The sequence below is a fragment of the Flexivirga oryzae genome (assembly GCF_014190805.1).
Taxonomy (GTDB): Bacteria; Actinomycetota; Actinomycetes; order Actinomycetales; family Dermatophilaceae; genus Flexivirga; species Flexivirga oryzae.
In genome coordinates, this window is sequence record NZ_JACHVQ010000002.1 from 37,102 (window position 1) to 50,586 (window position 13,485).

General features: G+C 69.0%; 13 protein-coding genes and 1 tRNA gene. 9 read left to right on the plus strand and 5 right to left on the minus strand.

All coding sequences use genetic code 11. From position 1 onward, the window contains the following. Positions 1-14: 14 nt before the first annotated feature. The gene (locus FHU39_RS13195; RefSeq protein ID WP_183321088.1) at positions 15-926 is read left to right on the plus strand and encodes a siderophore-interacting protein; all 912 of its coding nucleotides are present in this window, start codon (positions 15-17) and stop codon (positions 924-926) included. Between the two features lie 7 nt (positions 927-933). On the opposite strand, the gene FHU39_RS13200 is transcribed toward FHU39_RS13195, so the two are convergent. The 3 genes from FHU39_RS13200 to FHU39_RS13210 are packed head-to-tail and all read right to left on the minus strand — an operon-like array spanning position 934 to position 2,758. Then, positions 934-1,401 (minus strand): YbaK/EbsC family protein, encoded by a 468-nt coding sequence (locus tag FHU39_RS13200; protein ID WP_183321089.1) that lies wholly within the window; start codon positions 1,399-1,401, stop codon positions 934-936. A 35-nt stretch (positions 1,402-1,436) separates the two neighbouring features. Continuing rightward, the gene (locus FHU39_RS13205) at positions 1,437-2,372 is read right to left on the minus strand and encodes a M48 family metalloprotease (protein WP_183321090.1); all 936 of its coding nucleotides are present in this window, start codon (positions 2,370-2,372) and stop codon (positions 1,437-1,439) included. Further along, a complete protein-coding gene (locus FHU39_RS13210; RefSeq protein WP_183321091.1) occupies positions 2,369-2,758 on the minus strand; it encodes a BlaI/MecI/CopY family transcriptional regulator in 390 nt (129 codons plus the stop codon). Before FHU39_RS13210 ends, FHU39_RS13205 begins: the two co-directional genes overlap by 4 nt. A gap of 202 nt (positions 2,759-2,960) precedes the next feature. Here FHU39_RS13210 and efeU point away from each other — a divergent pair, with 202 nt between their 5' ends. From efeU to FHU39_RS13235, 5 genes are all read left to right on the plus strand, one after another. Then, positions 2,961-4,541 carry an iron uptake transporter permease EfeU gene (gene efeU / locus FHU39_RS13215; RefSeq protein ID WP_183321092.1) on the plus strand — a complete coding sequence of 527 codons (1,581 nt, stop codon included), beginning with the start codon at positions 2,961-2,963 and terminating at the stop codon, positions 4,539-4,541. Continuing rightward, positions 4,534-5,787 (plus strand): iron uptake system protein EfeO, encoded by a 1,254-nt coding sequence (efeO, locus tag FHU39_RS13220; protein ID WP_183321093.1) that lies wholly within the window; start codon positions 4,534-4,536, stop codon positions 5,785-5,787. Before efeU ends, efeO begins: the two co-directional genes overlap by 8 nt. Beyond that, positions 5,784-7,058, plus strand: a complete 1,275-nt coding sequence (locus tag FHU39_RS13225) for a Dyp-type peroxidase (protein WP_183321094.1) — start codon at positions 5,784-5,786, stop codon at positions 7,056-7,058. Before efeO ends, FHU39_RS13225 begins: the two co-directional genes overlap by 4 nt. An 83-nt stretch (positions 7,059-7,141) precedes the next feature. Continuing rightward, positions 7,142-7,606, plus strand: coding sequence for a PNPOx family protein (locus tag FHU39_RS13230; protein WP_221185526.1), 465 nt, complete (start codon positions 7,142-7,144; stop codon positions 7,604-7,606). Positions 7,607-7,697: 91 nt separating this feature from the next. Next, positions 7,698-7,773 (plus strand) — tRNA-Arg (locus FHU39_RS13235). Positions 7,774-7,831: 58 nt separating this feature from the next. Here the strand turns inward: FHU39_RS13235 and FHU39_RS13240 are convergent. Then, entirely contained in the window at positions 7,832-8,962 is a 1,131-nt protein-coding gene (locus FHU39_RS13240) for a lactonase family protein (protein ID WP_183321095.1), read from the minus strand. Positions 8,963-9,176: 214 nt separating this feature from the next. Between FHU39_RS13240 and FHU39_RS13245 the strand changes: the two genes are divergently transcribed. The 3 genes from FHU39_RS13245 to FHU39_RS13255 all read left to right on the plus strand — a co-directional run bounded on the left by FHU39_RS13245 (position 9,177) and on the right by FHU39_RS13255 (position 11,712). Continuing rightward, positions 9,177-9,875 (plus strand): response regulator transcription factor, encoded by a 699-nt coding sequence (locus tag FHU39_RS13245; protein ID WP_183321096.1) that lies wholly within the window; start codon positions 9,177-9,179, stop codon positions 9,873-9,875. Next, positions 9,869-11,011 (plus strand): ATP-binding protein, encoded by a 1,143-nt coding sequence (locus tag FHU39_RS13250; protein WP_183321097.1) that lies wholly within the window; start codon positions 9,869-9,871, stop codon positions 11,009-11,011. Before FHU39_RS13245 ends, FHU39_RS13250 begins: the two co-directional genes overlap by 7 nt. A gap of 245 nt (positions 11,012-11,256) precedes the next feature. Further along, positions 11,257-11,712, plus strand: a complete 456-nt coding sequence (locus FHU39_RS13255) for an SRPBCC family protein (RefSeq protein ID WP_183321098.1) — start codon at positions 11,257-11,259, stop codon at positions 11,710-11,712. A 14-nt stretch (positions 11,713-11,726) separates the two neighbouring features. On the opposite strand, the gene FHU39_RS13260 is transcribed toward FHU39_RS13255, so the two are convergent. After that, entirely contained in the window at positions 11,727-13,481 is a 1,755-nt protein-coding gene (locus FHU39_RS13260; protein ID WP_183321099.1) for a DUF429 domain-containing protein, read from the minus strand. Positions 13,482-13,485: the final 4 nt, after the last annotated feature.

Below are 13,485 nucleotides of genomic sequence, written 5' to 3' on the forward strand. Positions count from 1 at the left end.
AGAGGAATCCCACCGTGAGCGTGACCGCCGTGGTGTCGCCCTACCGGATGTTCCCGGTCCGCCTGAGCCGGCGCGAGCGCCGCTCGCCGAGTCTGGTCCGGTTGACGTTCACCGACCCGTCGCTCGCACACTTCGCGGACCGGGGTTACGACCAGCGCATCAAACTGGTGGTGCCCAGGCCCGGCGGGCTCCCGCGCAGCGACTTCCCGGCCGACGAGAACTGGTGGGAGGTATGGCGCGACCAGCCCGTCGAGGAGCGCGCGTTCATCCGCACGTACACCGTCGTCGACGCGCGCCCCGACACCGGCGAGATCGACGTGGACTTCGTCGACCACGGCGTGACCGGTCCCGGCTCCCGGTTCGCGGTCGAGGCGCAGCCCGGCGACGGGGCGATCATCTTCGGCCCGAACGCAGACTTCGACGGCGACGCCGGCGGACTGGAGTTCCGCCGCGAATTCGCAGGATCGGCAATGCAACTCGTCGTCGGCGATCTGAGTGCGTTGCCGGCGATCAACGGCATCGCGACCCGGCTGCCGTCCGGTGCACACGGACTGATCTGCGTCGAGGTGCCGCACGACGAGGACGCCCGCGGCATCTTCGCGCCACCGGAGGTCGACATCGTCTGGTGCGTGACCGACCGCGGGGACGACCAGGTCGCCGCCGTGCGTGACTGGCTGGAGTCGATCGGCCCGCTGGCGGCGGACGGCGCATCGACGACGGTGGTCGACGACGGCGCGGTGGACACCTACTGGGAGGTCTCGGACCCCGAGTCGGCGCCGAGTGACGGGCCGGCCCTGTCGGCCTGGATCGCCGGCGAGTCCAGCCGGGTCCGCGAGCTGCGCCGGCTGCTGGTCAACGACTTCGAGGTGCCCAAGGGCGCGGTGTGCTTCATGGGCTATTGGCGGATCGGCGTCGCCGGCTCCTGAGCGACGCTCAGTCCTCGGCGACCTGCGTCACCGTGCCCGAAGTGATGCGCACCAGGTCGGCGAAGCCGATTGAGACGACGCTGTTACGGCTACCGGCCGCGGCCCAGAGCACGCCATACTCCTGCAGGCTCCGGTCGACCAGGGTGCGCAACGGCGCGGGGTGACCGATCGGCGACACTCCCCCGATCGGCTGCCCGGTGACCTCCTTGACGACCTTGGCCCGCGCCATCTGCACCGGCACCCCGAGCTCGCGCGACAACAGGTCGGTGTCGACCCGGTGCACGCCGCTGGTCATCACCAGCAGGGGCTCGTCGCCCGCCTGGAAGACCAGGCTGCTGGCGATCGCACCCGGGTCACAACCCAGGGCCGCGGCCGCCTGCGCGGCGGTGTGTGCCGACTCCGGCAGCACCCGCACCTCCCCCTGCACGCCGGCCTCGTGGAGCAGTTGGCGGATGTCGTCGGTGCGGTCCGGCACGGGTTTCCTTTCGTTCGAGGGCTGTTCGGCTGCGGTCAGCTGAGGCCCTGTTCCGCGAGTTCAACGATTGCGTGTCCATGCGCAACAAGAGCCAGCGTCATGGCCCACGAGACAGCGACCAGCAGCGCGCACCGGATCAGCGCTCGCCGATCGGTCGGTTGCGGCTCCAGCAGGTCGCGCACGCGGGACACGACATCGCTGTGCGTGGCGCCGAGCGCGCCCTCCGGTGCGCGGCGGTCGGTCAACGCGGCACGGCCCAGCGCGTGGGCGACGATGACGGGGTCGCCGACGGCTGCCGCTGCATCGCGGTCGGCCCACCGCTCACACGCGTGGTCGACCGGAGCGACGAGATCTCCCACGAGTGGATTGGCGGCGGCCGCAACGCGGATCACGAGGGCGTACAGGTGGTGCGCATGGCGCAGGTGGGAGCGTTCATGGGCGATAAGAGCCTTGCGCTCCGGCACCGTCATCACGGCCAGGAGTTCGCGCGACACGACGATCCGGCCGCGTCGTCTGCTGAACCAGGCGGGCGCAGCGAAGGCAACCCGCGACGCACCGGCCACCACGGCGAGATCAGCACTGGGCGCCAGGCGACGGCTCGCCGCGTTGGTCGTCCGCACCGCCGACAGTGACAGCACGATGCGCGCGCCGGCCCGGGCGAGCAGCGCTGCTGCCACGATCGCGCACCCGACGGCGCACCAGGCGGGGATACGAAGGTTCGCCCCGAGGACGGACGCCGACCAGTCGGACGGGTGCACCACGGGGAACAACTCGATCGTGCCGAGGTAGGCGGTGAGACACAGCACGATCCCCTGTGTGAGCGCGAGTGTCAGCGCGTATGTCGTCAGCGCGAGCGCGGCCGCGCCCGGTGGGCCGTGGTGCGCGAATCCGGTCGACCATCGCCGGCGAAGGGCGGAGACCAGGAACGGCGCCAGCCCGAGGCTCACGTAGAGCAGCGTCGAGGCCGTCATCGGGAGTCCGACCGCGGGTGGCGTTCCATCAGGTCGCGGAGCAACTGCGCCGCATCGTCGTCCTCGAGGCCGTTCACGAACTGCGCGAGGACGCTGTGCCGATCCTCTCCGGCGTCGAGGATCTTCTGCATCCGGCGTGCCGTGAGGCCGGCTCGCACATCTGCCGCCGAGGAGGCGAGCCGATAGGCGTACCCACGGCCACGGCGCTCCCGGGTGACAGCGTCTTTCGCGTGCAGCCGGGCCAGCGTCGTCATCACCGTGGTGTACGCCAGGTCCCGGTCCAGCGCGGTCTGGACCTCGGCCGGCGTCATGGGGCCGTCGGAGCTGGCGAGAGCTGCGAGCACTTCGCTTTCCAGGGTGCCGCTCGGCCGATGGTGTGGCCGCATCACGCTCCTCGTCAGGACAGAAGTTGCGCCAGGTAGTAGGTCAGGCTAACCTCACCTACTATCGATCGATAGTAGGTCGGTAACTCGGCGCCTCGATCCTCTCACGGCGTCGAGGCGCACAGCACGCACGCTTCCGCCCGGGCCGACCACGGCCCCCGCCCGGATGAGTGGTGCCGACACGTCAGTCCCAGGAGTGGATCCTTTGCTCGCCACGTTCGTCATCGGTTTACGAGAGGGCCTGGAGGCCGCCCTCATCGTGGCGATCATCGCCACCTTCCTCCGCAAGAACGGGCGCCGCCTGACCACCATGTGGGTCGGCGTGGTCGCCGCCGTGATCATCTGTCTCGGCGTCGGCATCACCCTCAAGGTGGTCGAATCGAATCTGCCGCAACGGCAGCAGGAAGCAATGGCAACGGTCATCGGTGTCGTTGCGGTGCTCTTCGTGACGGGGATGGTGCTGTGGATGAGCACCCACGCTCGCGAGCTGAAGAAGGACGTCGAGTCCGCAGCGAGCAGTGCCCTCGGATCCGGCACCTCGCGCGCCCTGGTGCTGATGGCGTTCCTCGCGGTGCTCAAGGAAGGTTTCGAAACCGCCGTCTTCCTGCTGGCCACCTTCCAAGCCGCCAGCAGCACGCGGAGTGCGGTGATCGGCGCCGCCCTGGGGATCGGGGCTTCGATGCTGCTCGGCGTCGGCATCTACACCGGCGGCGTGACCATCAATCTGGGCAAGTTCTTCACGGTGACCAGCGGCTTCCTGATCCTGATCGCGGCCGGCCTGGTCGTCACCGCACTGCGCACGGCGCACGGCGCGGGCTGGTTGAACGCCGGCCAGGGACGCACCGTGGATCTGCACTGGCTCGCGCCGCCCGGGTCGGTTCGCAGCGCGGTGTTCACCGGAGTTCTCGGGATTCCGGCCGATCCGCGGCTCATCGAGGTCCTCGGATGGCTGCTGTATGTCGTGCCACTGGCCGCGATCGCCTACTGGCCGCGCGCGCACCGACCCGACGCGGCGGCGAAGGTCTTCCTCAAGGTCCTCATCGCATTCGGGTGCCTGGTCGGTGCAGCGACGACCTTCGTCGCCGTGCCCCGCGCCCACCTGACTGCGCCAGCTGCCGCACCCGTCTCCGATGCTGCCGGCGTCTCGGCCGGCACCATCTCACTGGACGGGTCCACCCTTCGCCAGTCCGCCGGCGAGCGCACGACGTTGCGCGCGGCGGGAGACGCGGTGGTCGCGGGGGTACGAACGCACCATCTCGTCGCCACCCCGCATCCCGGAACGACGCAGCCCACGACATTGACACTCGCCGAGGTGATCGCGCTGAACGGCGGCCGACCACCTGTCGGCATGGACCCCGCGCTGAACCCCGGTCCGTACGCCGCGTCCTGGCACAGACAGGACCGGATCGACGTCTGGACGACGCACGGCATCGTGTATGCCGCGTCGCGGCAGTCCCGCCTCACGGTGCAACTGACCGGCGGCGGGCTCCGCTCCCCACGCACCCTCACCGTGTCGTCCGGCGCACACCTGCCGGCCGGGGTCACCGCGCCCGCGCCGGCGTGGACGGTGCCTTCGTCATACTCGGACGACATCAGTGCCCGGTTGAATCAGCTTGTCAATCAGCAGGATTCGGCCCACTTCTGGGGGCGGGTCGTGCCGGCGGGTCTGGTGTTCGTCGCCGTCCTGTTGTTGGTCACGGCGGGCCGTGATCGGCGCGATCTGAGTCAAACGTCTCGCACCACCCAGGACGAATCATCATCTTCAAGGAGTACTGCGCATGCATGAGTCCCGTCGTTCACGGATCACCGGTGTGGGGGCGACCGTCGCTCTTGCCGTGTCACTCGCGGCGTGCGGGTCGTCATCCGCAGGGTCCGCCTCGTCGTCGGCGCCCGGCAAGCACCCGTCCGGGGCAGCCACGGGGGCGCCGGTGTCGGGCGGGGCGGCCCAGGTGCAGATCACCCTGACCAGCAGTGGTGGCTGCGAACTGGACCACGCCTCGGCACCCGCCGGCCCGGTGACCTTCTCGGTCACCAACAAGGACGCGCCCGCCATCACCGAGATCGAGTTGCAGAGCGATCAGCGGATTCTGGGCGAGAAGGAGAACCTCGCCCCGGGCCTGCCGCCGGTGAAGTTCACCACGACCCTGTCCGGTGGCAAGTACCAGCTGTACTGCCCTGGCGCGGACCGGGAGAACGTCACCTTCTCGGTGTCGGGCAAGGCCGCGGCACCCGCCGGCGGATCGACCGCCACCCTGCTGGCGCAGGGGACGAAGGGTTATGCCACCTTCGTCAACCAGAACGCCACCGACATGGTGGCCGCTGTCGGTTCGCTGAAGGCCGCAATCGACAAGGGCGACCTGGCCGCCGCGAAGAAGCAGTACGCCGGTGCGCGACCGTTCTACGAGAAGATCGAGTCCGACGTGGGTGGTTTCGTCCTGCCCGGGTTCGCACCGGGCGACAACGCCGGCAACCTGGACTACCTGATCGACATGCGCCAGTCCAACCTGGACCCGAAGGTCGGTTGGCACGGCTTCCACGCCGTCGAGCGTGACCTGTGGCAGCGCGGAAAGATCACCGGCAGCACCAAGAAGCTCGCGGCCGAGCTGAAGACCAACGTCACCAAGCTCGCCGGCCTGGTCACGGGCATCACCTACAGGCCCGAGGACCTGGCGAACGGTGCCGCGAGCCTGCTGGAAGAGGTACAGCGCAACAAGATCAAGGGCGAGGAGGAGAAGTACAGCCACCTCGACCTGGCTGACTTCGCGTCGAACGTCGAAGGTGCGCAACAGGCGTTCGCCTTCCTCAAGCCGGGTTTGCAGAAGATCGACCCGACCCTGACCTCGACGGTCGGTCGCCAGTTCACCAACGTCAACAATTCGTTGACGCCCTACCGGGACGGCCACGAACTGGGCAGCTTCAAACCGTGGACGCCGAAGCTGCGTGCCACGGACGCCGCAGAGCTCAGCAGGACCGTCCAGTCGCTGCAGGATCCGCTGTCCAGGATCGCCCAGAAGGTGGCGACCGCAGGGTGACCGAGCACGACTCGCCGGACGCAACAGCGTCCGGGCTCCCGCGGCGGCGCCTCTTCCAGGGCGCCGCCGGCGGCGCTGCTCTCGGTGCACTGGGTGTGGGCAGCGCCTGGGGCCTCGGCGCGGCCACCGGCGATACCCCCGTGGCCGACAAGGACGGGATAGACCTCACCACCCAGCATCCGTTCTACGACGAGGTCCATCCGGCCGGCGTCCAGACGCCGCCACAGCGGTACTGCATCTTCATGACGTTCGACATGACCGCAGGAACAACCGCGACGGACCTGCAATCGCTGCTGGCCCGCTGGTCGGCCGCCAGCGCGCAGCTCATGGCGGCCCGACCCGTCGGCCAGGTGCGGCCCACCTCGGATGTCGGCGTCGGGCGCGACACCGGCGAGGCGCTCGGACTGGACGCCGCCGGCCTGACCGTCACCATCGGTCTGGGCACCGGGATCTTCGACCATCGCTTCGGCCTGGCCAACCGTCGACCGCACCTGCTCAACGCTTTGCCCAGCCTGCCGAGCGACAACCTGGACACCGCGTCGAGCGACGGTGACCTGTCGGTCCAGGTGTGCGCGGACGATCCGCAGGTGTGCTACCACGCGGTCCGCAACCTGGCCCGGATGGCCCGCGACGTCGTACAAACCCGTTGGACGGTCATGGGATTCGGGCGGGCGTCCGCAGGCAAGGGTCAGCAGACGCCGCGCAACCTGTTCGGCTTCAAGGACGGCACCCGGAACATCTCGACACCGGCGGACTTCGACCGTCACGTCTGGGCGCGCGACGCGGGCTGGATGACCGGCGGCACGTACCAGGTGGTGCGCAAGATCGAGATGAACATCGAGATCTGGGACGCCGACCGGGTGAGCGACCAGGAGCACATCTTCGGTCGTGGCAAATCCGAGGGCCAGCCGCTCACTGGCACGGCCGAGCACGACACTCCCCGGTTCGCGGAGAAGGCCAAGGACGGCACCGCCGTGATCGCGCCGACGTCGCACATCGCGCTGGCGGCGCACGAGAACAACGACGGCATCAAGATCCTGCGCCGCAGCTACAACTACACCGACGGGATCAATCGTTTCGGCCAACTCGACGCCGGCCTGCTGTTCATCGCCTATCTGAACGACCCGGGACACTTCGTGCGCCTCCAGCGCAAACTCGGTGCGAGCGACCTGATGAACGAATACATCCAGCACGTGGGGTCAGGCCTCTTCGCCGTGCCACCCGCGCCGAAGCGCGGGCACTACGTCGCGGAGGAACTCTTCAGGCACTGAGGCGGAGACGAGGATTCTGCGGGCTCGCGACGTAGTATCGGAACCGAACGAAACGGATTCGTTTCAAGTTTGAGGAGCCTCCGATGTCGAACCAGCCACGCGCTCAGACCCTGCGTTTCCAGGGTGCGGTCAATCGCGTCATGCGGACACTACTGCGGCTACCCGTCCTGAGCCGCGGCCCGGGCCGCCGACTGGTGCTACTGGAGATCGTCGGCCGCCGCAGCGGTAAGCGGCTGGAGATCCCGGTCGCCTATACGAGGCAGGGCGATGACCTGCTGGTCGGCACGCCGTTCGCCTGGGGACGCAACCTGCGCACCGGCGATGTCATCGACCTGGTGCTGCTGGGCAAGAAACAGCAGGCCGACGTCACCGCCTTCACCGACCGGGACGGGGTGATCGACGCGTATGCCGTGATGTGCCGCGACAACCGTGCGTTCGCCAACTTCAACAAGGTCCGGGTGACCGGCGGCGAACCGGATGCCGCCGACCTGGAAGCGGCCTGGAAATCGGGCGCCCGCGCCTTCCGGCTGACGCCACGCCATGAGTAGCCGGAACCACCCTCGTCATACCAACACCCGGGTGGCGTAGGAACCACCGCGCGCTCCACCTATGATGAGTGCGCCGGGTCACCCGGCCCCCGCCCCCGTAGCTCAGGGGATAGAGCACCGCTCTCCTAAAGCGGGTGTCGGACGTTCGAATCGTCTCGGGGGCACCAGCGTTCTTGGTCGCAGCCGGCACCGGATCTGGGTGCTGGCCTCCCAGCGCATCGCTCGCTAGCTGGCCACGATGCCCTCGGCACCGACGCCATCAGGAACGGTGACGGAACCGATGCGCTGCAGCGAACCGCCGCGGGCGACGCGGAACTCGTCGACGACGCCGGCCGCGCCGGTCTGAACGTAAAGGTAGCGGCCGTCGGAACTCGTTGCGGCGTCGACGGTCCCGGCGTCAGTCGCGGTGTTCCCCAGCGGCTGCAGAGCACCGTTTCGACCGATCCTGTAGCCGCTGACGCTGCCGCTACCAGCATTCGACGCATAGACATACCGGCCGTCGACGACGATCCAGCAGGTGGCTTGCTGCCCGGTCGTCTGCTCGGCAACCTTGGTCACGGATCCGTCCGCGTGCACGGTGAAACTGGCGACCGCGTTCGGCCCGGCCTCGCTGGCGACCAGGTGTCGCGACCGATCGAACTGAAAACCGAACGGCACGTCGCCCGCAAAGGTATTGACGACCGGTTTGCCCGGTGCGCCCAGCCACCCGAGGTGGAAGACCATGAATGCGCTGGTGTTGCCCTTGGTGGACACGACGAGCTTCGACCCGTCCGGCGTGAACGCGATCTGCGCCGGCGTGTGCGTGAACTCCGGCGCCGCGTTCGGGTCGAGGCCAAGATCGCGATGCCAGCCGGGCACGGCGATGAGGGTGCCGCCGAGGTTGAGATAGCCCTGGATGGAGCCGCCGTCGCGGGCATTGAGCACGTAGACCAGATCACCGTGCGCGGCGATCGACACCGGGGCCGTGCCCCCCGAGGCGAGCACCTGGCGGCGGGACAGTCGGTCGCCACTGACGTGGAACGAGGTGATGGTGTTGCTTCCGGCGTTGACGGCGAACAGGCTTGCGCCGGAGCGCACGAGCGAGCTCTGCGACGCGAGGTGATCGACGACCGATCCGTCGAGAACAAGGCCCCTGCCACCGGTGGCATAGGTGCCGGCCCGGCGCAGCGTCCCGTCGGCGAGCCGGTCGTAGCCGACGATCTGGTTGCCGTCGACGGCGTCGTTCTGGACGAACACTGTCCCGGCGGGGCTGCTGCGATGGTGCTGCGCCGGCGCGGCGTCCGCGCCTGCAGCGCCGACGCCGGTCAGCGTCGCGGTGACCGCGGCAGCGAGTGCGAGACGGATGATGGTCTTCATCGGGTGCTCCTGGGATTGGCATGGATCTGGCGAGATGGCGCCCGTGACGGCTCGGCCGGACCTCCGACGAAGAGCTGACGCACGCGGCGCGCTCGATCAATGAAGCACTCGAACCCGACTCGTAGCGCTCAGATTTCAGCCTCGTAACCAATCCTTTCAGGACCGTAAGGAGCTACTGCTGGGTTGAGCCCACGACGGGATCTACGCTCAACAGATGCAGACAGGCGCGCAGATCGCGGTCGTCGAGGACGATCCCTCGGTGCGGATGGTGGTCACCGATCATCTGCGTCTGGCCGGCTGCGAGGTCCACCAGTACGGCGACGGTGAAACGGCGTGGCGCGCAATCGAATCGCGCATGCCCGACCTGCTGATCGTGGATCGGATGCTGCCCGGCCTCGACGGAGATGAGCTGTGCCGGCGCATCCGTGCGGTCTCGAACGTCCCGATCATCATGCTGACCGCCCTCGACGGCCTTGCGCACCGCATCGACGGACTCGAACAAGGCGCCGACGACTACCTCGCCAAACCGTTCTCCCTGCGGGAATTACAGCTGCGGGTCAACGCGCAACTGCGCCGGGCCGGAAGTGCCGCTGCTTTCCTGGAGTTCACCGCCGGTACCTTCCACGTCGATCCCGCCCATCGGCGCGTGTGGGTCGGACAGCGCGAGATCGCGCTCACCACACGCGAGTACGAGCTCTTCCTCTATCTCGTGCGCAACCCTGACCGCGTGATCAGCCGCGAGGAGATCCTGCGTGAGGTGTGGCGGTGGGACTTCGGTGACGCGTCCACCGTGACCGTTCACGTGCGTCGCCTGCGCGAGAAGATCGAGCCCGATCCGCATTTCCCGACGTTCCTGCACACCGAGTGGGGAGCGGGTTACCGCTTCACCACGGGAACGGGCCGAGCGTGCTAGGCCTACCCCAACTGCTGCTGATCACCGGTACGACGTTCGCCGCCACCGCACTGCTGACGTGCGGGACGCTGCTGACGCTGCACGGCAGTCGCCGCCGCAGCGTCAGCTTCCGTGCAGTACTCGTGCTGTGTGGCGCTCTGCTGTCGGTGATCGTCTCGACGATCGCGGTCGCCGCCGAGATGTACCTGTCCGACCACGACGTTCTCGTGCTCGGCTGGGTCATCGGGATCTCCGCGGTGATGAGCATTGCGGCCACCTGGATCGTGACCGGGCGCAGCGCCCGCGCGTCCGTGGCAGCGCTGATCGGCGACACCCGGCGCGTGGGCGCAGGGGACGTCGTGGGCCCGGTAGCCACCGGCTGGCGCGAGTTCGACGACGTCTCCGCCGAACTCGCGGAGACATCGCAGCGTCTCGCGGCGGCGCGAGCGCAGATCGTCGAGCTGGACGCAGCACGGCAGCAGTTCTTCGCGTGGATCTCCCACGATCTGCGCACTCCGCTGGCCGGTATGGCGGCGATGGCGGAAGCACTCGAAGCGGGAACGGCTCCGGATCCCGCGGTCTACCTGCAGGCGCTCCGCTCGAAGGTCGACACCGTCGCCCGGATGGTGGACGACCTCTTCGAGCTCTCCAAGCTGCAGAGCGGCACACTCGAGTTGCACCGCGAGCCTGTCGTGCTGCTCGACCTCGTGAGCGATGCCGTCGCCGACGTACGACTCGTCGCCGAGAGCCGACGAGTCACCGTCACCCAGGAGAACGTGGACGGCCACCTGCTGTGGGCCGACCCCCGAGAGCTGACCCGCGCCATCGGGAACCTGCTCGCGAACAGCCTGCGCTATGCGCCGGACGACAGCACGATCCTCATCAGGGCAGACACCATCGGCGAATCCCAGCTGGTGCTCAGCGTCATCGACCAGGGCGTCGGTGTCGCTGCGGAGAACCTTGGCCGCATGTTCGACGTCGGCTGGCGCGCCGACCCCTCCCGCTCCAGTGGTCCCGCGAACGGCACACCGGGCGCCGGGCTGGGCCTGGCGATCGTCCGTGGCATCGTCGAAGCGCACGGAGGATCGGTGCGTGCCCGGCACAGCGCCGCCGGCTTCCATCTCGATCTCCTGCTGCCCGTGGCGGATCGAGGATGAGGAGCACGGACCGTGCGCGACTCGCCCCAGTGGGGACCTATGAGCGCCACATCCGGTCCCGGGCGCACCGGAGTCCCCACGGGGGGGGACCTGTGCGCGGGAAACCGGTTCCAGGCGAGCCGGAGTCCCCACCGGGGGGACCTATGACCGGGAAACCGGTCCCGGGCGCACCGGAGTCCCCACCGGGGGGACCTATGACCGGGAGCCGGGCGCCGGGCGCCGCGCCGCCCTGCCACGATGGGGGTATGACGCACACCGACGACGCGAAGATCGTGACCGCAACCCGGACGATCGACGCCCCCGCAGCAGCCATCTTCGAGCTCATCGCCGACCCGAGCCGCCAGCCGGACTGGGACGGCAACAACAACCTCGCCCGCGCCGAGGCCGGGCAACGCGTGCACGCCGTCGGCGACGTCTTCCACACGATGCTCACCAGCGATTCCGTGCGGGACAACCATGTCGTGGAGTTCGAGGAGGGCAAACGGATCGCCTGGTGTCCCAGCGATGCCGGGGCCGAGCCGGCCGGTCACCTGTGGCGGTGGGAGCTGGAGCCGACGAGCGACGGCCGCACCCGGGTGACGCACACCTACGACTGGACCCATCTGGCCGACCCGAAGCGTTTCGAACGGGCCCGGTCGACCACCTCGGACAACCTGTCCGCTTCACTCGAGAAGCTGGCGGCGACAGTCGGTTCCGACTGAGGATCGCGGGCGGTTCAGGGCTTCCCGCGCAGCTTCGCCAGGCGGGACTGCAACCGCTCCACCCGGTGCGCGTTGCCCTCGAGGGCGACATACTCCTCGCCGAACCGTTGCAGCAACGCGTCGTCCAGCCGGCGCACCGCCCCGGGCGGGGTGCGGTAGGCCATCCGCTCGTCGATCCGCGTCGTGTCGACCTGCCGCAACTCGTCGGCCAGCTCGGCCAGCGAGTGGATGCCGAGCTCGTGCACCAGACCCGCCATCCACGAGTAGTGGTCGGCACGGGACCACTCGGCCTGGGCGTACTGCCCGGCCAGGTAGGCCGCGAGTTCGCGGGAGGAGATGCGGTCGGCGCCGCCCTCGCTGGGCACCGCCTCCTGCACCCCGGAGCGCAGCTTCGCGCGGATCGTGGAGAACTCGCTGTCGGCGAGTTCGAGCAGGCCCGCGGCGAGGGTGAAGCGCCGGTCGAAATCCGGCCGCTGGGACGCCGGGATGGTGCCCTTGTAACGGATGTCGTGCTCGAACTCGGCCCACGCGTGCTGCAGCACGGTCCGGATCTGCACCTGCACCTGGCGGTCGCCGATCTCCGGGTGACTGAGCCGGTCGTCGTCCTTGACCCGCAGCTGCAGGTGCCGGCTGGCGTAACCGAACCGGCCCTCGCTGGCGGTCTCCTCCCCCATGTCCCGGTCGTCCAGCACGTCCGTCTCGGCCGCGAGCAGCTGCACCACCGCGTCGACGTCGCTGCGCACATAGGTGATGACCCGCACGCCGATGAGGTCGCCGATCTGCCGCAGCGGGTCCGGGTAGAGCGGCTCGCCGTCGGCCTCCCGAGCCGCCTTCTCCGCAAAGGACACAACGGTTTTCGCGCGCCCGGTCACCGTCAGGTAGTTGAGGCCGGCGTCGTCGAGCACCCCGGCGATCAGGTCGACCGCATCGGCGGCGGCCTGCTCGACCTGCGGGAACTGCGCGGCATACTCCCGCCGGGCTGCGCTGACCAGCTCGGCCCGGCTGCGCTGCTGCGGACTCTGCCGGGACGGCTCCAGATCGTCCGGCAGGCTTGGCGTCACGATGTAGCCGGTGGCGAAGTCGCCGTAGGTGGTGACGCGTTCGGGAGCCTGGTGTGCGAGGAGGGCGACATACGCGCAGATCACGGCGTCGATCGGGTCCTCCGCGCTGCGCAACTGCGCCTTGCGGGTCGCCGTCTGGACCGTGTCGACCAGCTCGTGCCACTGCGCGCTCTGCCGCAACCGCAGCGCCGGCTTGACCCGCTCGAGGGACTCCAGCAACCGGATCAGGGTGACCAGCTCGCCGCGCAGCTGATCGAGCGACCGACCCGGCTTGTTCTTGTACTTCAGCGTCTGACCGAGCCGGAACAGCGCCACCGTCGCCGGATGCGGATAGACCTCCAGGGCACGGCGGCCAGCGGTCGACGCCGGATCCATGTCGAGATCGAGCAGCTCGGCGATCCGCGCGCCGCGAGTGCCGCCCGCGAACGCCGGATTGGTGGTGTTCGAGGGGTGCGCGCCGGCCTGGTATGCCGCGAAGTCCTTGCCGAGGGCCTGCTCGGCGGGACGGCTGCCCGCCTCGTTGACCACGATCAGCGGGGCGTCGATGCCGACCACACAATCGCCGGCCGCGTGGTCGCGGACGTGCGCGACGATCTCCTCGTCGGTGCGCACAGCTGCGACGTGACGCAGTGCCCCGGTGTCGTCCAGCACGGCGACGCCGGTCGGATTCCGGACGCCCCAGGCGAGATCGAGACCGACGAAGTGCATGCCT